This window comes from Bradyrhizobium sp. HKCCYLRH1034 (assembly GCF_051168375.1).
In the GTDB taxonomy this organism is placed as follows: domain Bacteria; phylum Pseudomonadota; class Alphaproteobacteria; order Rhizobiales; family Xanthobacteraceae; genus Bradyrhizobium.
In genome coordinates this window covers 12,251-34,081 of record NZ_JBNPUW010000002.1, presented here as the reverse complement: position 1 = coordinate 34,081, position 21,831 = coordinate 12,251, and the positions used below count along the sequence as shown (strand labels likewise).

The 21,831-nt window shown below is 66.3% G+C and carries 18 protein-coding genes; 5 read left to right on the top strand and 13 right to left on the bottom strand.

What is annotated here, in order from left to right:
• Window positions 1–338 precede the first annotated feature (338 nt).
• The gene (glmM, locus tag ACQR0W_RS03955; RefSeq protein WP_316169324.1) at window positions 339–1,688 is read right to left on the bottom strand and encodes a phosphoglucosamine mutase; all 1,350 of its coding nucleotides are present in this window, start codon (window positions 1,686–1,688) and stop codon (window positions 339–341) included.
• 408 nt (window positions 1,689–2,096) lie between these two features.
• Between glmM and ACQR0W_RS03950 the strand changes: the two genes are divergently transcribed.
• Window positions 2,097–3,233 (top strand): alpha-hydroxy acid oxidase, encoded by a 1,137-nt coding sequence (locus tag ACQR0W_RS03950; protein ID WP_316166518.1) that lies wholly within the window; start codon window positions 2,097–2,099, stop codon window positions 3,231–3,233.
• Between the two features lie 265 nt (window positions 3,234–3,498).
• Here the strand turns inward: ACQR0W_RS03950 and ACQR0W_RS03945 are convergent, their stop codons facing one another.
• The 8 genes from ACQR0W_RS03945 to ACQR0W_RS03910 form a co-directional block, all read right to left on the bottom strand.
• Entirely contained in the window at window positions 3,499–4,077 is a 579-nt protein-coding gene (locus tag ACQR0W_RS03945) for a hypothetical protein (RefSeq protein WP_410051253.1), read from the bottom strand.
• Between the two features lie 143 nt (window positions 4,078–4,220).
• Window positions 4,221–5,063, bottom strand: a complete 843-nt coding sequence (locus ACQR0W_RS03940) for a shikimate dehydrogenase (protein ID WP_315714120.1) — start codon at window positions 5,061–5,063, stop codon at window positions 4,221–4,223.
• Window positions 5,064–5,165: 102 nt separating this feature from the next.
• Window positions 5,166–6,929, bottom strand: coding sequence for a SulP family inorganic anion transporter (locus tag ACQR0W_RS03935; RefSeq protein ID WP_315714119.1), 1,764 nt, complete (start codon window positions 6,927–6,929; stop codon window positions 5,166–5,168).
• A 94-nt stretch (window positions 6,930–7,023) separates the two neighbouring features.
• Window positions 7,024–7,326 (bottom strand): helix-turn-helix domain-containing protein, encoded by a 303-nt coding sequence (locus ACQR0W_RS03930; protein WP_315714118.1) that lies wholly within the window; start codon window positions 7,324–7,326, stop codon window positions 7,024–7,026.
• Window positions 7,327–7,532: 206 nt separating this feature from the next.
• Window positions 7,533–9,581: an elongation factor G gene (locus tag ACQR0W_RS03925; protein ID WP_315750067.1), complete on the bottom strand. Its 2,049-nt coding sequence runs from the start codon at window positions 9,579–9,581 to the stop codon at window positions 7,533–7,535.
• Window positions 9,582–9,757: 176 nt separating this feature from the next.
• Window positions 9,758–10,234, bottom strand: coding sequence for a DUF992 domain-containing protein (locus ACQR0W_RS03920; protein WP_315714116.1), 477 nt, complete (start codon window positions 10,232–10,234; stop codon window positions 9,758–9,760).
• Between the two features lie 197 nt (window positions 10,235–10,431).
• A complete protein-coding gene (locus tag ACQR0W_RS03915; protein WP_316166516.1) occupies window positions 10,432–10,956 on the bottom strand; it encodes a DUF992 domain-containing protein in 525 nt (174 codons plus the stop codon).
• Window positions 10,957–11,076: 120 nt separating this feature from the next.
• Window positions 11,077–12,279, bottom strand: coding sequence for a pyridoxal phosphate-dependent aminotransferase (locus ACQR0W_RS03910; RefSeq protein WP_315714114.1), 1,203 nt, complete (start codon window positions 12,277–12,279; stop codon window positions 11,077–11,079).
• Window positions 12,280–12,470: 191 nt separating this feature from the next.
• Between ACQR0W_RS03910 and ACQR0W_RS03905 the strand changes: the two genes are divergently transcribed.
• The 4 genes from ACQR0W_RS03905 to ACQR0W_RS03890 all read left to right on the top strand — a co-directional run bounded on the left by ACQR0W_RS03905 (window position 12,471) and on the right by ACQR0W_RS03890 (window position 15,778).
• Window positions 12,471–13,703, top strand: coding sequence for a glycosyltransferase family 87 protein (locus tag ACQR0W_RS03905; protein ID WP_316166515.1), 1,233 nt, complete (start codon window positions 12,471–12,473; stop codon window positions 13,701–13,703).
• A gap of 193 nt (window positions 13,704–13,896) precedes the next feature.
• On the top strand, window positions 13,897–14,547 hold the full coding sequence (locus ACQR0W_RS03900; protein ID WP_315714112.1) for a glutathione S-transferase family protein: 651 nt from the start codon (window positions 13,897–13,899) through the stop codon (window positions 14,545–14,547).
• Between the two features lie 519 nt (window positions 14,548–15,066).
• Entirely contained in the window at window positions 15,067–15,201 is a 135-nt protein-coding gene (locus ACQR0W_RS03895) for a hypothetical protein (RefSeq protein ID WP_316166663.1), read from the top strand.
• A gap of 115 nt (window positions 15,202–15,316) precedes the next feature.
• Window positions 15,317–15,778 (top strand): GNAT family N-acetyltransferase, encoded by a 462-nt coding sequence (locus tag ACQR0W_RS03890; protein WP_316166514.1) that lies wholly within the window; start codon window positions 15,317–15,319, stop codon window positions 15,776–15,778.
• Window positions 15,779–15,939: 161 nt separating this feature from the next.
• Here the strand turns inward: ACQR0W_RS03890 and ACQR0W_RS03885 are convergent, their stop codons facing one another.
• The 4 genes from ACQR0W_RS03885 to ACQR0W_RS03870 all read right to left on the bottom strand — a co-directional run bounded on the left by ACQR0W_RS03885 (window position 15,940) and on the right by ACQR0W_RS03870 (window position 21,706).
• On the bottom strand, window positions 15,940–17,922 hold the full coding sequence (locus tag ACQR0W_RS03885) for an AI-2E family transporter (RefSeq protein ID WP_316169325.1): 1,983 nt from the start codon (window positions 17,920–17,922) through the stop codon (window positions 15,940–15,942).
• Window positions 17,923–18,508: 586 nt separating this feature from the next.
• On the bottom strand, window positions 18,509–18,829 hold the full coding sequence (locus tag ACQR0W_RS03880) for an antibiotic biosynthesis monooxygenase family protein (protein WP_315714107.1): 321 nt from the start codon (window positions 18,827–18,829) through the stop codon (window positions 18,509–18,511).
• 136 nt (window positions 18,830–18,965) lie between these two features.
• Window positions 18,966–20,189 carry a DUF1501 domain-containing protein gene (locus tag ACQR0W_RS03875; protein WP_315714106.1) on the bottom strand — a complete coding sequence of 408 codons (1,224 nt, stop codon included), beginning with the start codon at window positions 20,187–20,189 and terminating at the stop codon, window positions 18,966–18,968.
• Window positions 20,186–21,706: a DUF1800 domain-containing protein gene (locus tag ACQR0W_RS03870; RefSeq protein ID WP_315714105.1), complete on the bottom strand. Its 1,521-nt coding sequence runs from the start codon at window positions 21,704–21,706 to the stop codon at window positions 20,186–20,188. The genes ACQR0W_RS03875 and ACQR0W_RS03870 overlap by 4 nt, the downstream gene beginning before the upstream one ends.
• Between the last annotated feature and the right edge of the window lie 125 nt (window positions 21,707–21,831).

The following is a 21,831-nucleotide window of genomic DNA, read 5'->3' as shown; positions in this document are numbered from 1 at the left end:
ACTATCACGCCAAATGCTTAAGCAGCGCTTAACCCTAATAATTAAGGTTGATTTTTCATGAGCGCGCGGAGTCGTTAACGGCCAAGCAACCCCTCCTAACAATTCGTTAGCGACAATTTTGACCGCAGGATGAAGAACAACTAATTAGTTGAGTCCCATCTCAATCGGTCGCAGCCAAGGCGCTGGCGCGCAGTCGATCGCGTCCGGCAGTCCGACGCGCCCTGCTCGCTCAGGCACATCCGCTCCCATCAGCTTGCGAGCAGAGAAGGGACCAACAAAAAGGCCTGCCATCCGACGTCGATGGCAGGCCGCAGAGATTGATATATTCCCGTCCGCGATCAAGCAGCAGCCGCAGCGTTGCCGACGGCAGCGACGATCTCGTCGACGACCTCTTCGACCAGATCGCGGTCGTCACCCTCGCCCATCACGCGGATCACCGGCTCGGTTCCGGAGGAGCGTACGAGCAGTCGGCCATGGCCGTTGAGGCGCTTCTGTCCGGTGTCGATCGCCGACTTCACCTCGTCCGCGTCGAGCGGCTTGCCGCTGCGATAGCGGACGTTCTTGAGAATCTGCGGCAGCGGGTCGAAGCGATGGCAGACCTCGGAGACCGGACGGCGCAGCCTCTGCACCGTCGCCAGCACCTGCAGCGCCGCGACGAAGCCGTCGCCCGTCGTCGCGTAATCCGAGAGAATGATATGGCCCGACTGCTCACCGCCGAGATTGTAGCCGTCGGCCAGCATGCGCTCGAGCACATAGCGGTCGCCGACCGGCGTACGCACCAGCTCGAGCCCCTGCCCCTGCAGGAAGCGCTCGAGGCCGAGATTGGACATCACCGTCGCGACGATACCGGCGCGCGCCAAGCGGCCGTCTTCCTTCCAGCTCTGCGCGATGACCGCGAGCAGCTGATCGCCATCGACGATGTGGCCGCGCTCGTCGACCAGGATCACGCGATCCGCGTCGCCGTCGAGCGCGATGCCGATGTCGGCGCGCATTTCCCGTACCTTCCGGCACAGTGCCTCCGGCGAGGTCGAGCCGCATTCCTTGTTGATGTTGAAGCCGTCCGGCTCCACGCCGATCGAGATCACGTCGGCGCCGAGCTCCCACAGCGCCTCGGGCACGACCTTGTAGGCCGCGCCGTTGGCGCAATCGACCACGACGCGAAGACCGTCGAGCGAGAGATCGCGCGGCAGGGTGCGCTTGGCGAATTCGATGTAGCGATCGTGCACGCCGTCGATGCGGCGGGCCCGGCCGAGGCTCGCGCTCTGCGCCAGCTTCTTGTCGAGCGATTCATCGAGCAGTTGCTCGATCTGCCTCTCGACATCGTCGGACAGCTTGAAACCCTGCGGCCCGAACAGCTTGATGCCGTTGTCCTCGAACAGATTGTGTGAGGCCGAGATCATGACGCCGAGATCGGCGCGCATCGACTTGGTGAGCATGGCGACCGCGGGCGTCGGCATCGGGCCGACCAGCAGCACGTCCATGCCGACCGAGGTGAAGCCGGCCACCATGGCGTATTCGATCATGTACCCGGAAAGGCGTGTATCCTTGCCGATCACCACCCGGTGGCGATGCTCGCCGCGCTGGAACAGAAGACCTGCGGCCTGCCCGACCTTGAGCGCGAGTTCCGGCGTGATCAGGCCGTTGGCGCGGCCACGAATCCCATCGGTCCCGAAATAGTTACGGCTCATATGACCCCCAGCAACGGCTTCTGGATTTCGTTACCGGCGAGCGCGAATCACAGGACCCGCCCTGCCGGTCAGCCCGCGGGTTATAGTCGCCTTAAGGCTAAGATGGCTTCAAAAAATGTGATGAATCATTACCACGAAACCGCCATGACCTCTGTAAGCCGTTGTTAAGACTAATTTTTCATTCGACCTGACGGCTCTGGAGGGCTCACCCGTCGGAGCCCCGCCGCAGCAGGAAGGTGCTCGCTCCGGCAGCCCTGACGTCATGTTGTTGCGGGACGCTCGCAGTTCGCCCTGCTTTGCCCAGACGCCGTGGCGGTTCCCAAGTTGGATTTGGCAGCCGCCGCAAAGATGCTAGATGACTGCCCCAGCCCTAAGAAACGAGACGCCGGTGGGGAGCCGAAGACCGCGATGAAACACGTCACCTGCATTGAAGACCTGCGCCTGCTGCACAAGCGCCGCGTGCCCAAAGCCTTCTTCGACTACGCCGATCGTGGCTCCTATGCCGAGGAGACGCTGCGCGCCAATCGCGAGGATCTGCAGAAGATCAAGTTCCGCCAGCGCATCCTGGTCGACGTCTCCAAGCGCGATCTGTCGACGACGATCCTCGGCGAGCCCTCGTCGATGCCGCTGATCCTGGCGCCGGTCGGCCTCCTGGGCATGCAGCACGGCGACGGCGAGATTCACGCCTGCCGCGCGGCGCAGGCCGCCGGCATCCCGTTCACGCAGAGCACGATGTCGATCTGCTCGATCGAGGACATCGCGGGCAGCGTCGAGAAGCCGTTCTGGTTCCAGCTCTACGTCATGAAGGACCGCGGCTTCATCAAGGCCCTGGTCGAGCGCGCGATCGCTGCGAAGTGCAGCGCACTATGCCTGACCGTCGACCTGCAGGTGATCGGCCAGCGCCACCAGGACATCAAGAACGGCATGAGCGTGCCGCCGGAATGGACGCTGTCGAAGCTGTTCGACTTCGCGATCAGGCCGGCCTGGGTGCAGGGCGTGCTGCAGGGCAAGCGCCGCACCTTCGGCAACATCGCCGGCCACGTGAAGAACACCGAGGATCTCACCAAGCTCTCGGCCTGGACCGCCGCGCAGTTCGACACCTCGCTGAACTGGAAGGACGTCGACTGGATCCGCTCGATCTGGCCGGGCAAGCTGATCATCAAGGGCATCCACGACATCGAGGACGCCAAGCTCGCGGCCGCGACCGGCGCGCAGGCAATGGTCGTGTCCAACCACGGCGGCCGCCAGCTCGACGGCGCGCCGTCCTCGATCCACGTGCTGCCCGGCATCGCGGAGGCGGTCGGCGACAAGATCGAGATCATGTTCGATGGCGGCATCCGCTCCGGCCAGGACGTGATGCGCGCGCTCGCGCTCGGTGCCAAATCCTGCATGCTCGGCCGCGCCTATGCCTACGGCCTCGGCGCCGGCGGCCAGGCCGGCGTCGCCAAGGCCATCGACATCATCCGCAACGAGCTCTTGACGACGATGGGCCTGTGCGGCGTCAACACGGTGGCCGAGATCGACCGGAAGGTGCTGGCGGATTAGCTCGAGAATCGGCGAGCAAGGTGCTCGGACTAATCAGCTTACGCGCCCCCGACTTCCACCATGCAAAAGCTGTCGTCCCGGACAAGCCGTGACGCGCGTCAGCGCGGCGCGGCGCTGATCCGGGACCCATACTCCGCGGCCGTCGTGTTGGGCAAAAGCCCAATTGCCACTGCGCCCTAAACTCCTCCCTGGGGGTATGGGTCCCTGCGTTCGCAGGGACGACACCGGCAACGGAGACGCAGTTGAGCACACAGAGAAAGGCAGGTCACATCGGCGGCGTCAGCCCATCGCGGCCGACGCTGACGCGGCTGGTCTCGAGCGAACCGTCAGGCAATTGCTTGACGGTGGCGATCACCTTGGCGCCGGCTTTCAGCTCGGACTCGTCGCCGGGCACGAAGGTGACGATCGGCGTGTCCGGCGTAATGTCGACGCGCTTTTCGCCCCCCTTGTACTTGACGAGCAGCGAGTGACCGTCGGTCGAGACCGAGCTTTCGGACACGGTGGCGTTGGTCATGCTCGAGTTCGGCTTCAGGTCCCACGACCGCGAGCCTTCGCCCGTTCCGCGCATGTCCTCGGGAAAAATGTGGATCTCGACCGCCTTCGGCGCGCCATCCGGGCCGGGCACCGTGGTGGCGCCGATGAACGAGCCCAGCTTGATGTCGGAAAGCTGCGCCTTGACGACACCCGAGACGCGCAGATCACCGGCCATGCGCAGCTTGAAGATCTCGCCGCTGCGGGCTTTCACCGTCATCGTATTGGCGTCGACGCTTTCGATGGCGCCGCGCACGCGCGTCGGCACCGGCGCCTGCTGGGCGATGGCGAGCGCGGATACAGTCGCAACCATGGCGAGTGAAGCGACGGAACGGAACAGGATGAGACGAGCGGACATGCATGGCTCCGAGGGCGAGAGAAGATCATCCGCGTCCAATGCGGGGCTACGCGGACGCTCGATCAATGAGACGCCGACCATCTGCGCTTATTCCGCGCTCAAGCCCTTGTGAGATCGGCCTCGACCAGCGCGCGCAACTCGGGCGTGACCTGCGGACGGCGGCCGAACCACAATTCGAAGCCACGCACGGCCTGGTGCAGCAGCATGCCGAGTCCATCGGCAGTGCGCAGCCCCCTCGCCCGCGCCGCCGCGAGCAACTGCGTCTCCAGCGGCACGTAGACGATGTCGGCGACGACGGCCTGCTGCGGCAACAGCTCGACGTCGAGCTCGAGCGGCGGCTGACCGTGCATGCCGAGCGAGGTGGTGTTCACGAACAGGCCCGCGCGCGGCAGCAGCGCGCCGACGCGGTCCCAGCCTTCGGCAACGACATGGCTGCCGAACTGATCAGCCAGGGCTTGTGCGCGCGCCGCGGTGCGGTTGATGATGTGGACGCGGCCGATGCCGCGCTCGAGCAGGCCGAACACGACGGCCCGCGCCGAGCCGCCGGAGCCGAGCACCAGCGCCTCGTCGGTGCGGTCCCAGCCTGGGGCAGCGGCGTCCAGATTGCCGATGAAGCCTTCGACGTCGGTGTTGGTGGCCCGCAGGATGCGGTCCTCGTACCAGAGCGTGTTGGCCGCGCCGACGGCGCGGGCACGCGCGTCCGGCTCGCTCAGCTCCAGCACGCGCTCCTTGTGCGGGATCGTGACGTTGGCGCCGACGAAGCCGCGACGGTCGAGATGCATGACGAAGTCCGCCAGCTCTTCCGGCGGCACCGCCTCGATGGTGTAGCCGCCGGCAATGCCGAGCTCGTGCAGCCAATGATGATGGATCAAGGGCGAGCGTGAATGCGCGGCAGGCCAGCCGATCAGGCACGCAGCGCGGGGTTTGGCGGCAAGGGTCATGGCCGTGACATCGGACAAGCTCCGGCTGGAGTCAATGCTGGGGCTCGGCAGTCGCCCCCAGGCGCCATGGCCCAAACGGCGACGCGGCGTTGAGGTCGCGTGTCAGCTCGCGGCGAGCCCATCGGCGACGTCCGCCGGTGCCGTCTCCTTGCCCTTGATGTCGGCCACCGCGCGCTCGATGGTCTCGCGGTAGCGCACCAGCGGCGGCCGCACGCCATGGGTCAGCAGCGCCCGACGCACGGTCGGCGACGCCCCGGTGATGAACAGGCGGATGCCCTGGCGCTTGGCCTTGGCGGCAACGCGGCTCATGGCGTTGGCGGCCGTCGAATCCAGGAACGGCACCGCTGCGAAATCGACCACGAAGGCCTTGCGGCGGTCGGCGATCGAGTCGAGCACGGTGCCGACGGTCGAGGCGGCGCCGAAGAAGAACGCACCGGTGATGCGATAGACCAGCACGTCCTTGTCGGCGCTGAGCTTCGGATTGTACGGCACCCGCGCCTCATCCTCGAAGTCGGCGCGGTCCTTTGCGACCAGAGGCGACCCGTCCTCGACGCCGGTCATCTGCGCCATCCGGTTGATGAACAGCACGGCGCCGAGCGCAAAGCCGACCAGGATGCCCTCGGTGAGATCGCGGAAGACCGTCAGCCCGAAGGTCGCGAGCAGCACCGTGGCATCGCCCCAGGACGATCGGATCAGGGTGGCGAACTCGTGCTTCTCGGCCATGTTCCAGGCGACAACGACGAGCACCGCGGCGAGCGCCGACAGCGGGATGTAGCTCGCCAGCGGCGCCGCGATCAGCATGAACACCAAAAGAAACAGCGAATGCAGCATGCCCGACACCGGTCCGCGGGCGCCGGCGCGAACATTGGTGGCGGTGCGCGCGATGGTGCCGGTGACGCAGATGCCGCCGAACAAGGCCGAGCCGACATTGGCAAAGCCCTGCGCCACCAGCTCGCAGTTGGAGCGATGGCGACGGCCGGTCATGCCGTCGGCGACGACGGCCGACAGCAGCGATTCGATGGCTCCGAGCAGTGCGAAGGCGATCGCGTCGGGGAACACCGCCTGGACCTTGGCGAGCGAGAACGCCGGCAACGCCGGCGCCGGCAGCTCGCGCGGGATACCGCCGAATTTCGTCCCAATGGTCTCGACCGGAAGCTGCAGCGCGAAGGTGATGATGGCCGCGACCACCACCGCGATCAGGATGCCGGGCCAGGTCGGCCGCAGATGCTTGAGGCCGATGATGATCGCGATCGACAGCGCGGCCGTCACGACCGCAGACATGCTCGCGGTCGGCGCGCCATGCGCGAGCGCCGTGAGCTTCGGAAGCAGCTCGCCCGGCTCCTTGCCCGCAAGCGTGATACCGAACAGATCCTTCAGCTGGCTGGCAAAGATGATGACGGCGATGCCCGCGGTGAAGCCGACTGTGACCGGATAGGGAATGAACTTGATGTAGGTGCCGAGCCGCAGATATCCGGCGATCACCAGCATCACGCCGGACATCATCGTCGCGATCAGCAGGCCATCGAGACCCTGGCGATCGACCGTCGCAGCGACCAGCACGATGAAGGCACCCGCGGGACCGCCGATCTGAAAGCGGCTGCCGCCGAGCAGCGAGACCAGGAAGCCGCCGATCACGGCGGTGTAGAGACCACGCCCCGGCGAGACACCGGAGGCGATCGCGATCGCCATCGACAGCGGCAGCGCCACGATCGCCACCGTCAGGCCCGCCAGCGCGTCGGCGCGAAAGTCGCTGAGGCCGTAGCCCTCGCGCAAGACCGTCAGGAGTTTGGGGGAATAAAGCTCGGCGAAGGTCGGCTCATGATGTCCGACCCGCCCGTGCGAACGGTGTTCGTTTGCGATGCTCATGCCCATCACGCTCCCGTCGCCTCATCGGGCCGCGGCGCAGCCGACGATGCGTCCCACACGAAGCGCCCAGGGGCCCCGTGCCCGCGCGATGAGCCTAGCTTGCGTCATCGCGCGCGATGTCAGTTTGACGGCCCATGCGGCGGGGCGGCCCCGGGTCCTTCAGGCGAACACCACGCCCGCCGTTCTCGCTGCGGGAATGCTCACCGATCAGATCCACGCCCGCGCGATTGAGCGCATCGACGACCTTGGTCAGCGAGTCCACCACGCCGCGGACGTTGCCCGTGGAGGCTTCCATCCGCTGGATCGTCGGCAGCGACACGCCGGCCAGCTCGGCCAAGGTTCTCTGATCTATCCCGAGCAGCGCTCGCGCTGCCCGCATCTGGAACGACGTGATCACGCTGGCCTCACGTGGCAGACACCATAAATGATGTCTGAGACAAAGACAATGATGTAAAATACATCACAAACTGATCTCGGACGCAAGCTGGAACCCGGCCCTCGCCGTTTGTTCCCTGCGCGCGCGAGCAAAGGTCCCGACGCGATCCGGCCCGCCATCCCGAGAGAGGATGACGGGCCGGCGCTGTTCGGCGCGGAGCGTTCGGCTCAGGCGGCGTCGCGATGGGAGGCGATGATGTGGTCGGCGGCGCGGCCGGTCACCTCGGCCATGTGGTCGAATTGGCGGGTGAAGCTGCCGGCGCCGGCCGTCGCCGAACGCAATTCGACGATCAACTCGCCGATCTCCGCCTCCGGCATCATCGCCCGGACGCAGTCCCAGCCCGGCCAGCCGTCACGGGTATCGAAGGACAGGATCTGGCCGCGCCGCGCCGAGAGGATCGCATTGATCCTGGCGGTCGCCTCCGTCGGGCAGACGATCTCGACGGTGTGAATCGGCTCCAGCAGCACCGGCTGGCATTGCGGCAGCCCCTCGCCGACGCCGACCCGCGCCGCGGTGCGGAACGCGAGGTCGGACGAATCCACGCTGTGATAGGAGCCGTCGGTGAGCGTCACCTCGACGTCGATCACCGGAAAGCCCAGGGGGCCGCGGGCCATTGCGTCGACGACGCCCTCCTCCACCGCCGGGATGTAGTTGCGCGGCACCGCGCCGCCGACCACCTTCTCGGCAAAGCGGAAGCCTTCGCCGCGCGGCAGCGGCCTGATGTCGAGCACCACGTCGCCGAACTGGCCGTGGCCGCCGGACTGCTTCTTGTGGCGGCCGCGCTGCGTGATCGGCTTGCGGATGGTCTCCTGGTAGCCGATCGCGGGCTGGTGCGATTTGACGTTGACGCCGAAACGGTCGCGCAGCCGCTCCAGCGCGACGCGCAGATGCATCTCGCCCTGCCCCCACAGCACCGTGTCGTGGGTGCGCGGGTTCTGCACCATGGTCAGCGACGGGTCCTCCTCGTGGAGCCGCTGCAAGGCCTGGCCGAGCTTGACGTCGTCCTTGCGGTCCACGGCGGCGATCGAGAGCGCCAGCACCGGCGGGCACGCCTCCACCTTTGCCAGCGGCGGTGGTGCCGTCTTGCCGGTCGCAACCGTATCGCCGGTCTTGACCGCATCGAGCTTGCCGAGCGCCACCGTGTCCCCGGCCTGGGCGCCCGCGCGCTTGCTGTCATAGGCGCCGGTGGCAGCCAGGATGCCGGATACGCGCGCCGCCTCGCCCGAGGCGGCATGCAGCGTCGCGCCGTCGTCGAGATGGCCGGACAGCACCCTCGTCAATGACAGCTTGCCACCATGCTGCAGATGCAGCGTCTTGAAGACATAGCCGAGCGCCTCCTTGGTGTCCTTCACACCGAGCCGCTGCGCGGTCTCGGCGATTCCGGGCGCCTCGTGGCGCAGCGCCTTCATCAGCCGCAGCACGCCGTTCTCGCGCAACGCCGATCCGAGCAGCACCGGGCAGATCAATCCCTCGCGCAATTCGCGCGCCAGATCGTCGAACACGGCGTCGCGCGGCGGCGGGATGTCCTCCAGCAGCTGCTCCATCAGCGAATCGTCGTGATCGGCGAGCTTCTCCAGCATCGAGAAGCGCGCCTCCTTCTCGCGGTCGAGATCGCCGCCTTCGAGCGCGATCACCTCGGAGGCCTTATGCTCGCGATAGATGAAGGCGCGCTCCAGCGCGAGGTCGACGAACCCTTCGATCAATTCGCCGTTCCAGATCGGGATCTGGCGCAGCACCAGAGGCACGCGCGAGGCCGGCTGCAACGTGGCAAGCGTCTCCCTGATGCGTGCATTGGCGCGGTCGATCTTGTTGAGGAACAGGAAACGTGGGATGCGCAGCTCCTCGAGCTCGCGCAGGATGATCTGCAATTGCGGCAGCTTCTTCTCGTCCGCCTCGCAGACCACGATGGCGGCATCGACCGCCGGCAGCGCGGCGCGCATGTCGTGGATGAACTCGATCGAGCCAGGACAGTCGAGGAAGGTGTAGCTGTCGCCCATGAAGGTCGTGGTCGCCGCCGTCATGGCGACGCTCATCTTGTGCTGACGCGCCTCCGGGCTGGCATCGCCGACGGAGGTGCCGGCGTCGACGCTGCCCGCGCGCGGGATCGCGCCGGTCCGCGCCAGGATCGCCTCCAAGAGAGTGGTTTTACCGCTTTGGAAAGGGCCCACCAGCGCGATGCACCGTGGACCTCGGGGACTTCTCAGGTCTTGTCCCATTCGCCGCCTCCTCGTTGTGGAGCTCGGCCCTTGATTGGGTCGGCAAAGCCGAATGCTCTGCCTCGGCTGCCGCTTTGGCAAGCAGGCGGCCTGCGAAAAACGTTGCTGCAGTGCGGGGGATCGCGCCGTCTTCCCGCTCGATGGCGGGAAGAGCGCTGTTCACGGCAAAGGGAAGATCACCGCCCCGGGCGCAATTCGAGGCTTTGCAGCCCCGCCGAGACGCTGAGGCCGACCTGGCCCTGGACGCTGAGCGGCTGCAGCGCGATCGAGTTGGCGGAGCCGCCGACCAGCACGTTGCCGCCGACACCGACGCCGACCGCGGCCGAGCCCTGGGCGCCGGCATAGTCGCCGGAGAGATCGCCCGGCCCGAGCCGCGCGACCGGTGCATAGACCACCCAGGCCAGCAGCGATTCCTGGGTGATGCCGAGATCGAGGCCGACCTTGCGGATGGTCGCGACGTAGCGGTCCTCGGGCAGGCCGTCGGCGCGCAGCACGCAGCCGAGATGGGTCACCGAGCCGACGATGAAGCCGACACTGGCGCCGCCGCGGCATTCGAGGACACCGACCCGCACGCGATCTTGCGCCTGGGCAGCGCCGGTGCCGGTGCAGAGGACGACCGCAGCGGCGAGCCCGGCGAGGATGGTCGAGCGCATGAATAAAACTCCGGCTGAAATAAACGTGTGATGCAGACCCGTCGATCGGACGCACGATCACAGGGCACCACATCTATGCCACAAGCCTTACAGTCGCACCAGATTCGCCGCGCCGTCGGCACGAGCCGGCGCGCCGACGCAGGCAGCGACTGCGACGCGTTCGCCTGGACGTGTCCGAGTCTCTCCGATCGAGGGTCTCAGCGATAGAAGCGCGAGAAGTAGGACGATGAACGGCTCGGGCTCGGGTGGATCGGCAGCAGCGGCACCAGCTCGACCTCGGTGATTCCGGCAGCGAGGTTCAACCCGGTCTGCCCCTGCAGGCTGATCGGCTGCAGCGCCGCGGCGCGATCGGTGTCGCGCACCAGGAAGCTGCCGCCGAAGCCGACCAGAGCCGCGGCATTGGCGGACAATCCGCCATAGCGCCCGCGCAGCTCGCTGCGGCCGAAATCGTTGACCGGTGCGCTGACCGCCCACGCCATCCTGGTCACATCCGTCAGGCCGAGATCGAGGCCGTAACGCCGGACCCTGGCGACATAGCGCTCCGGCTGGCGGCCCTGACTGCGAAACACGCAGCGCAGGCGGGACTGGGACATCACGAGCTTGCCGGAGGTCTTTCGTCCCTCGCATTCGAGCACGCCGGCGCGCATCGGCCGCCCCTGATGGGCCTGCGCGAGCGGCACGATCATCACCATCAACGCGATCGACAGCAGAAGCAGCCGCATCGAACTCCAACCCTACGCCACCAGACTTGTCGGCCGACAAAAGAAAGGCGCCATGTTCAAAACATGGCGCCTTTCGGCCTGGAAATTGGCTTCTGGTGTTTCGAGAGGGATGTTGCCCGATTACCTCAGATTGCCGCAGAAGCGCTGGATGCGCTTGCAGGCGTCCTCGAGGTCGGAGGTCTTGGTCGCGTAGGAGATGCGGAAGGCCGGGCCGAGGCCGAAGGCCGAGCCCTGCACCACGGCGACGCCCTCCGTCTCCAGCAGCTCGGTGACGAAGGCCTCGTCATTGTCGATCACCTTGCCCGACGGCGCGGTCTTGCCGATCGTCCCGGCGCAGGACGGATAGACGTAGAACGCGCCTTCCGGCCGCGGGCATTCGATGCCATTCGCCTGGTTCAGCATCGACACCACGAGGTCGCGGCGCTCCTTGAACACCTTGTTGTTGGCCGGGATGAAGTCCTGCGGACCGTTCAAGGCCTCCACCGCCGCCCATTGCGCGATCGAGCACGGGTTCGAGGTCGACTGCGACTGGATCGTCGCCATCGCCTTGATCAGGTGCGCCGGGCCGCCGGCATAGCCGATGCGCCAGCCGGTCATGCAATAAGCCTTGGAGACGCCGTTCACCGTCAGCGTGCGGTCGAACAGCGAGGGCTCGACCTGCGCCGGCGTGGTGAACACGAAGTCGTCATAGACGAGGTGCTCGTACATGTCGTCGGTCATGATCCAGACATGCGGATGCTTGACCAGCACCTCGGTGAGCGCCTTCAGCTCGGCCTTGGTGTAGGCCGCGCCGGTCGGATTCGACGGCGAGCACAGGATCAGCCACTTGGTCTTCGGCGTGATCGCCTTCTCCAGCGCCTCCGGCTGCAGCTTGAAGCCGTGGGCGGCGGTGCAGACCACCGGCACCGGCTCGCCGCCGGCAAGCGCCACCATCTCCGGATAGCTGACCCAGTACGGCGCCGGGATGATCACCTGGTCGCCGGGATTGATGGTCGCCATCAGCGCATTGTACAGCACCTGCTTGCCGCCGACGCCGACGATCACCTGGTTCGGCTTATAGGTGAGGCCGTTCTCGCGCTGGAACTTGCCGATGATGGCTTCCTTCAGCTCGGGAATGCCGTCCACCGCGGTATACTTGGTCTTGCCGTCCTGGATCGCCTTGATCGCGGCCTGCTTGATGTTGTCCGGCGTGTCGAAATCCGGCTCGCCAGCGCCGAGGCCGATGACATTGCGGCCCGCCGCTTTGAGGACGCGCGCTTTATCCGTGACCGCGATGGTCGCGGACGGCTTCACACGGTCGAGCGCAGCGGCGAGAAAGGACATCATCAGCTCCTATGCAGGCGTCGTGGATCACCCCCTCGGGGCCACGACCAGTCATGTCAGGGAAACGCCCATTTGTAGGGCCCCCAGCGCTGCATCGCAAGAAGCTTGGGCACATGGCTCCCAAGACTTTAGAGAACGTTAAAGCCGCCCCGCTAGCGTGGACCGACGATTGTCCAGAGTCTCAGGCCGAAATGACCACTATCGGGTACGCCCTGCGATCCGGCGACTGGCTGACGGCCACGCGGATCAAGTCCTACAGCTGGATGCTGCTCGCGGTCACGATCGCGGCAATCGCCGGCTGGATCGCGCTGTCCGATGGCCTGGTCGACCGCAACGGCAAGCCGATCGGCACCGACTTCTCCAACGTCTATGCGGCAGGCGTGCTGACCCTTCAGGGCAAGGCGGCCGATGCCTATGATCCGCCGCTGCAGCATGCGACGGAAAAGGCCGTGTTCGACGGCCGCGACGTGCCGTTCTTCGGCTGGCACTACCCGCCCTTCTTCTTCGCGATCGCCGCCATCACCGCCCTGCTGCCCTATGCCGGAGGGCTCGCGCTCTGGGTCGTGTCGAGCCTGCTCGCATACCTCGCGGTCATGCGCGCGATCCTGCCGCGTTCCGAGACGCTGCTGGTCGCGATCGCCTTTCCCGCCGTCTTCGTCAACATCGGTCACGGCCAGAACGCGTTCTTCACCGCGGCGCTGCTCGGCGGCGCGCTGTTGCTGATGGAGCGCGGCCGGCCGTGGGCGGCCGGCGTCCTGATCGGCCTGCTCGCCTACAAGCCGCAATTCGGCGTGCTCATTCCCGTGGCGCTGCTCGCAGGCACGCGCTGGCCGACGATTGCTGCGGCAGCCGCCACGGTGGCCGCGCTGGTCGCGATCAGCTTCGTCGCGCTCGGCAGCGACGTCTGGCACGCCTTCTTCCAGTCGATGACCTTCACACAGAGCGTCGTGCTCGAGCAAGGCGGCACCGGCTGGGAGAAGATCCAGTCGGTGTTCTCGGCCGCGCGTCATTGGGGCGCCGATATCAGGTCCGCCTATGCGCTGCAGAGCCTGCTGGCGCTGTCGCTCGCGGCCGGACTTGCATGGCTGTGGCAGAGCGAGGCCGCGTTCGATCTCAAGGCTTCGGCACTGGCGAGCGCGAGCCTGCTGGCGACGCCCTATGTGCTCGACTACGACCTCGTCGTCGTCGCGGTCGCGATCATCTTCTTCGTCCGGCACGGCCTCGCGAACGGCTTTCGCGACTACGAGCTCAGCGTGCTCGCGGCCGCCTGGATCGTGCCGCTGCTCTCGCGCAGCGTCGCCGGGCTGACGACGATACCGCTGGGCCTCATCGTTCTGATGGCCCTGTTCGCGCTGACCCTGCGCCGCGCACTCACCGATCGCGCCGTCGAGATCGGTGGACACGCGCGCATCGCGCAGGCGTGATCTCGATTGTTTGAATCTATTGGAAAGTTGTTATTCGAGAGTGCAGTGCAGTAGCGCATTTCGACTTTTTCCATCCGCCGGCTCTTGCAGCCTGCGCCCATCGGCATCATTGTCTGGCCGCATTGCGGGACGATCTGGCGTCTGGATGTGCGATGCGTCCAACCTTTGATTCCTCGAACTCGAAATCGGCCGGATGTACAAGCTCTATTCGATGCAGCGGTCAGGCAACAGCTACAAGGTCCGCCTTGCGCTCGCGCTTCTGAACGCGCCCTATCAGGCGATCGAGATCGACATCCTGCGCGGCGAGAGCCGCACGCCGGATTTTCTCGCCAAGAATCCCAGCGGCCAGGTGCCGCTGCTGGAGGTCGGCGAGGACCGCTTCATCGCCGAATCGAACGCGATCCTCTGGTATGTCGCCGGCGGCACGCCGCTGGTGCCGGAGCAGCGCATCGAGCGCGCCGAAGCGCTGCAGTGGATGTTCTTCGAGCAGCATGCGCTGGAGCCGAACATCGGCGCCGCCTATTTCTGGCTGCTGCTGGTCAAGGGCGGGCGCGACCTGCAGACACATGCGCTCGAGGACTGGATGGAGCGCGGCTACGCCGCGCTCCAGGTGATGGAGAATCATCTCAAGAGCAACGACTACTTTGCCGCGAAGCAGCTGACGGTCGCAGACATCGCGCTCTACGGCTACACCCACGTCGCCGATCGCTGCGACTTCGATCTGTCGACCTTCCCGAAGATCCGCAACTGGCTGCGCCGCGTCGAACAGACACCCGGTTTCGTCGCGATGGATTGGCAGCCGGCACTGATCGATTCAGCCGGCATCGCCGCCGACTACGGGTGAGGCATTCACCGTAAAACTACTGGCTGTCCGTAGAACAGCGGGGAAAATACACGCATCGGCGGGAACAAACACCGCCAGCGCCATGTTCCTGCCTTTTTTTCCGATTTGCCGCCGCAATCCTGCCCAGCGCGACCTTAGAATTTACCTCTGCGAGTGATTCGCTCGCGGATGTATGGGTAAGGGATTTCGACTTCATGTCCGGGTGGCGTCTTGCTTCCGTTCCGAGGTTCAGTTGGGTCCGCGGCCATGCGTCGCCGCAGGAGTCGAACCACCGTAGAGGGCTCCGTACGCCCGTCAGCGGCTTTCACGACCACGCAACGCTCACCCTTTCGCCCAGCCTGACCACCGCCGTGGTCGCAACGATCGCGGCCAGCACGCTCTCGTTGGGTGTCAGCGTCACCATCGCGGTGGTGTCGATCCGCGCCGTCTTGTCGATGCCCGCTTAACAGGAAGCCATTTTGACAACCCTTCGCGGTTTTCGCGACAACAGGCGATGATTGTCTCGCGCACAAAATGGCGATGAAATCAACGGTCGTAATCGTTGCCGTGACCCTGGCACTCGCGATCCTGCTGGCGGCGTCACTGCTGATCCTGATCGAGCGGCGGGGCGAGCTCTCGCTCTCGCCGCTGACCGAGGAAGATCGGTCCGTCTAGGTCGAGCTGGTACGGCCGCCCGCCGCCGAACCGGTGCAGCCCGTCCCGGATTGATCGCCAACGCGGCTGCGCGTATCGAAGGTCCGTCGAGATTCAAACGGACGGCGAAGCCTTCATGCACGAAGCACTCACTGTGCGCGCCATCGCGCGCGACGACCATGATCACTGGCTGCCGCTCTGGGACGGCTACAATGCCTTCTACGGCCGTTCGGGGCCGACGGCGCTGCCGGCCGAGGTGACCGCGATGACATGGTCGCGCTTCTTCGATGCCGACGAGCCGGTCCATGCCCTGGTCGCCGAGAGCGGTGGCGAGTTGATCGGCTTGGCGCACTACCTGTTTCATCGCGCCACCACCACGATCGGGCCGCTCTGCTATCTCAACGACCTGTTCACGAGCGAGGCCGCCCGCGGCAAGGGCGTCGGACGGGCGCTGATCGAGGCGGTCTACCGCGAAGCGCGTCAGGCCGGTGCGCCGCGGGTCTATTGGCAGACGCACGAGACCAACACCACGGCACAGGTGCTCTACAACAAGATCGCCGAGCGCTCGGGCTTCATCGTCTACCGCAAGGCGCTGTGAACGGGCGGTGTCACGCCGCCGTCACGGGGCAGGCCTACGCTCCATCGAGCGCCTGATCATCCCCCGTCACCGGTCACGCGTTTCAGCGGTCCCCGTCAGTCGCCGTCTCTGACCGGGGCCGCATTTTTTTGTCTGGCCTTGGTCGTTGGACGTGGCGCGTCTCACGCTACGTTGGTCGTCGTGTTCTGCTGCTTCAATGGGACCTGCTGAGAAGCCTTCGCCTGCGCGACTTCGACGCACATTCTGACAGCCTCACCCATGCTCGCCGCGACCAGATCGGCCTTGGTGGCTTCCTGCAGCACCTTCGCGGCCTCCTGATCGACGTCGGCCGCGCAGCAGACCAACATCACTCTTGCCTTGGGGAGTCGTCGCTTCAAGCGACGAACGGAGTAGCGCATATGTGCAACGCCGGAATTGCCGATATAGATCAGGCAGGCAATCGCAACACCTGCGGGCTCGAGCTTGATGACGTTCGCCGTCGAGAGCGCCTCCGCTCCTGAGACCTTCGCGCCCAACCCGTGCACCGACGACAGTTGCGCGAGAATCACCGCCGCCGCTTCGTCGATCGGGGTTCGCCCGGCCACGCACAGGACCGGCTGCTCGCTCCGCCATCCTTCGGCGAGATTGTCCTTGCTGAGGATGGGTATCGTGTCGATTGCCCCACTGCTGGCCGAGCTGTCGACGGCCGATGCAGCTTCCGGATCGCTGGTGGTCTCGCGTTTCGCCAGCGGACCATCATTTTGATCGGAAAGATCGGCGGTCAACTCGGCGACGGCGTCACGGATCGTTGCAAGGCGATCATAGGCGAGCGCCCCTCGGTCGGCGTCGGCTTGGGCCAATTGCAGTCCCTTCACCGCGACCTCGTCGCAATAGGCAATCAACGAGCGCTCCTTCAAGAACTCCTCTGCCTTCTCGGCCGCTTCCGTCGGATCGTTCGCAAGCATGCGCTGGTAGAAGATCTCGGGAGGAGACAGCGCTGGACGATCACCGAACATGACGTCGAGGAACTCCAGGCGCTCCACATGTCGTCCGATGACGACCAGGCAGACCGTCAGCGGCGTCGCGAGCACCAACCCGATTGGGCCCCACAGCGCGGTCCAGAACGCGGCTGAAACGACCACCGCCACGGGGGACAGGCCCGTGCTGCGCCCATAGACCATCGGTTCGATGACGTGGCCGAGCAACGGCTCGACCACGAGAAACAGGGCCAAGGTCCAAATCAGCATCGACCAGCCAGGGTCGACCGCTGCCGCCAGAGCAAGCGGAAACGCCGCGGCGATGACGGCGCCGATATAGGGCACGAACCGAAGCGCTGCGGCGAGGATCCCCCAAAGGAGGGCGCTGGGGATGCCGATGAACCACAAGCCGACGCCGATCACGACGCCGAATCCGCCGTTCAGGGCGAGCTGGGTGAGGAACAGCCGGCTGAGCCTGTAAGCCGCATCATCGAGCGCCGCCGTGGTGCGCTGCAGGTCGGATGAGCCCGCAAGGCGAATGAGCCGATTCCGCAGGTCCTCGCGTTGAAGCAATATGAAGATCACGAAGATGATGATGATGCCGGTCGTCGCCAGCGGATGAATGAGCGGCGAAATCAGCGTGCGAAGACTGTCCAGCGCTCCGGGATCGGGCTGCCGGACCTCCACCGGGATCGGGGTCACAGGGACTGAGGAATTCGTTCGCAGTCCGCTCGGCAGCCGAGCCGCTTCCGGCTCTTTCGGTTTGTCGAGTTCCTTGCCCAGATCCTTGAGCATGTCCGATGCACGCTCGAGCGTCCCTCTGCCGGCTTTGGTGTCGCGGAACGACTGGATCTTGTTGCTCATCGTCGATTGATAGTTCGGCAGCTCACTGGCAAGCTGGGTGAGCTGGGTGGCGAGCAGGCTGCCCAGTGTAAAGATCACGACGAATGCGAGAACGACCACGCTGACGACGGCCAGTCCGCGCGGGGCACGAAGCCGCTGCAGTTGCGCGACCAATGGCGCCAATACGAAGCTGAGCAGGATGGCCAGGGCCACGGGGACCAGGATATCGCGACCGAAATACAGCAGCGCGATGATGATGACCGCAAAAATGGCGACGGCCAGCGCGCTGATCAGCCCGAGAACTTCCTCCGGGGTGCGGACCTTGAGCGGCTGTCTGATGATCATCGAATCTCTCTCCGAACGAGGAAGGGCGGCGCGCGTCGCTCAAGCGGTCAGGCTGTCAACGTCGACGAAGGTGGCGCGTTGCAACGGAGGGAAGCTTCTGACGATGTCGCCGGCGCCGGTGGTCATATGCCGGAAGGTTCGTCCTCGATCCGAGCAACCATCCGGGCCTTCGCTAGAACAGAACGACCGAGGGCGCTGGCTGGCGCTGCCCGCCCTGCCGGACATTCGGCTTCCTGTTTCAGACACGCGATAACAGCCTCGTGAGGCTCCAGTTCCCGAGAGCGCCTGAGGTCGCATGCGCGTCTGCCGACGGCGACGACTGGTCAGCGTCGGCACACCGTCGCATCTCCGCGACTCAGCCGGAGCTTCACTGGGGCGTCGTCCTTGTTGATGTCAGCAGGTTCGGCGGTACGGCTTGCCCGGCGAGGCCCGGCGCGAGCAGCTTCCGAGGGCGCACGACCGGCGACCGTCCGGGTCCTGTCGGCCGCCGTGTCGTTCAGCGCAAATCAAGCGTCCGCTCGGCCGTGCTCAGCCAAGACGGGCCGCGGAGACGGATCTCGTCTGAATGGTGGACTCTGTCCTTGTCCTACGTCTTGCTGCCCACCGTTTGGCGGACCTCGAACCCCTCGAACTGCGGCGGGCCGAGATAGTGCACCTTGGTGTCGCCGGCCCGATGGTGCGCGGCGCGGAAGGCTTCGGACCTGGTCCAGTCCTCGAACGCAGCTTTCGACGCCCAGATCGTGTGCGAGGCATACAGCGTATGGTCCTCCGCTTCCGGTCCCTTCAACAAGTGAAACTCGACGAAGCCCGGCACCTTGTCGAGATGGCTGTCGCGCGACAGCCAGACCTGCTCGAAGGCGGCCTCCGAGCCCTTGGCGACGCGAAAACGATTCATGGCGATGAACATGCTGATCTCCTGAGGGGTGAATGCCGCAGGTCGAGGAGTAGCAGACTTCGCGGTGCAATGCGCCCGCGGCGGTGGCCGCTGATGCCGCGATGTGGAACGCTTCAGGGCCCCGATCAGGACATGGCGCAAGCGAGCCCTAGGCCACGAGCCCCTTGATCGGCTTCACGGCCGCGCTGTCCGGAAACACCGCGCCGCCGAGCGCGTGCTCGCCGATGCCGAGATGATCGGCGAGTACGCCCTTGAACACCGCGCGCAGATCCGTCGTCGGCGCGAGATCGCGTCCCTGGTAGAGGCTCGCCATCTTCAGCGTCGGCCAGTCGGCGATCACCCGCCCGCCCTTCACCGCGCCGCCGGCGAGCAGCGCAATCGTCCCGGTGCCATGATCGGTCCCCTGGGTGCCGTTGATCTTCGCCGTGCGCCCGAACTCGGTTGCGACCACCACGACCGTATCCCGCCAGCGCGGGCCAAGACCGCTCTCGAACTCGGCGAGCGCGCCGTCGAGACCCGACAACAGCTGCGCCAGCCGGCCGATTGCGCCGCCTTCATTGGCATGCGTATCCCAGCCGTCGAAGGCCAGCGCCGCGATGCGCGGACCATCATCCGCCGCGATCAGCTTCGCCGCGCCGCGCGCGACCTGGCGCATCGCCGCGATCTGGTTGCCGCCCGGCTTGGGCTTCATGTCGTCACCGAACGCGACCTTCTCGAGCTTCAGCCCTTGCGACAGCGCAGCCGCCAATGCGGGATCGCGATGCGCATAGAGGTCGACCAGCCGCGTCGCGGTGTCGTCATCGGCCTGCGGCAAGGTTACCGGCGCCCAGCCGACGGTGGGCGCTGCGCCGCGCAGCACCAGCGGTGCCGTCGGACCGACCGCGAGCGCGCCCGTGACGCGGGGGCCGCGCGGCAGCGCCTCGACTGCGCGGTTCAGCCAGCCCGATTGCACGCGGCCGGGACCGGCGAAGCCGCTTTCGAGCACGTCCTGGCCATCGAAATGCGAGCGCTCGCGATATGGTGTCGCGACCGCGTGAACCACGGCAGCCTGCTTGTCACGATACATGCGCGCGAATTCCGGCATCGACGGATGCAGCGCAAAGAACGAGTCGAGCGGCAGCGCCGGAGTTGGTCCCGTCGTCGTCAGCGCGATCGCGCCATGCAGTCCGGCGTAGTCGGGATCGCCGACCGGCGCGACGGTGGCGAGACCATCGAGCGCGCCGCGCAGGATTACGACGATCAGCCGCGGATCGCGCTGGTCGGCGGCGCGGGCGAATTTCGGCAAATAGCCCCACGCGGCGAATGACGCGCCTGCCAGCAGCAAGTGGCGTCGCGAGGTCGACAGCGAGGTCGCGATCCGGTCCATCGTCATCTCCTCTGGAATTCCGGCGACATCAGCAGCAGCGCCAGCGCCTGCTGGCGCGACTCCGCGCGCTCGATGGTGCGGCGTGTCTCGGTCGACGCAGCATCGCCGGCGACGAGCTCGAGCAGCTCGCGCGGATCGAGATTGTTGCCGAGTCGGCCGCCGAGCTGCGACGAGATGTCCAGCCGCAGCTTCATGCCCTCCGGCGCGGCCCACACCGCATTGGTATCAGCAAATCCGTTTGGTCCCGCGGGCGTCCACAACGGCTGGCCCAGCGTGTTCAGGGAAGTGAGATAGAAGCCGGGATCCTCCGGCACGCGCGCCAGCAGCCGGCCGCCGGCGACCAGGAACTCATAGGGCGAGCGGATCTTGGTGAGCGGCGCCGACCAGGCATCGTCGGAGTCCACCAGCGCCAAGGTCAGCGCCTTGAGGTCGCCATCGCTCCTCCTGAACACGGCTTCGAGTCGCGCGACGAGCGCGGGCGGCGGATCGTCGGCAATGAAATGGCGTGCGAGCTTGGCGGCGATGAACTTCGCGGTCGACGGATGCCGCGCGATGTCCGCCAGCGCAGCTTCGCCCTGGGCGAGGCCATCATCCGCATAGACCTTGCCGAGCAACGTCTGCGGCCCCGGCTGATGCGCATTGGCATTGAACACGAAGCTGCCGGGCGCCGCGTTGCGGGCGTTGCGGCCGGCGAAGCTCCAGCCGGTGATGATGCGCGCCAGCGAGGTCACGTCCTCCTGGCTGTAGCCGCCGCCGACACCCAGCGTGTGCAGCTCCATGATCTCGCGCGCGAGATTCTCGTTGAGGCCGCGCTTGCGGTTCTGGCCGGCACGTGAGTCCGGTCCGAGCGATTCCTGGTTGTCGAGAAAGAACAGCATCGCCGGATGCTGCTCGACCGCCTTCAGCATGTCGACGAAGCGCCCGAGCACGTGCGGCCGGATCGCCTCGCGCTCGAACGCACCGGCCCACATCCGCGCCAACTCGCCCTTGCCGGCGGAGATGCAGAAATGATTCGACCAGAACGCCACCAGCCGCTCGGTGAAGCCGCAGTCGGCGAGCACCGCGCGCTGCAGCCGCGCCAGCGCTTCGGCACGGAACGTCTTCTGGACGACGTTGGGCGGCTGCTGGGCTTGCGCGGGCTTTGCCGGCGCTCCCTGCATCGCGGGTGCGGGGTCGGCACCGGCCGCTGGGGCCGCCGAGGGCGTTGCGGCCATGGCTTTGTCCGCGCCGTTCGTGGACAGGCCGCGCGTGGGGCTGGACTGCTCCTGCGGCGCAGCCTCCGACTTCGCGGCCTCGCGGGCCCGCTTGACCTCGTCCTGATAGGCGAAGACGGCAGCGGCGAGTGCTGCCGTCGGCTGCAGACCCGGCGCCTCCAGCAGCGCTCCATCGGGACGGCCGAGCTCGGCCTTGACGAAGCCGCGCGGGTCCGACGCCGCATTGACGAGATCGCCCGAGGCACCGCCACGCGCGCCGAAGCCGAAGCGATTCAATGCGACAAGAGCCGCTCGAGCATCACGCGCCATGCCACATCCTCGAGCCCGTCATCGCGGGAGCTCCCGAAACGCTGTGTTGCCGCGGCCGCAGACTGCGATGGCGCGGCAGATTGTCACGCACTATACTTGCCCCGGCAGATGAACCGGACATGAAA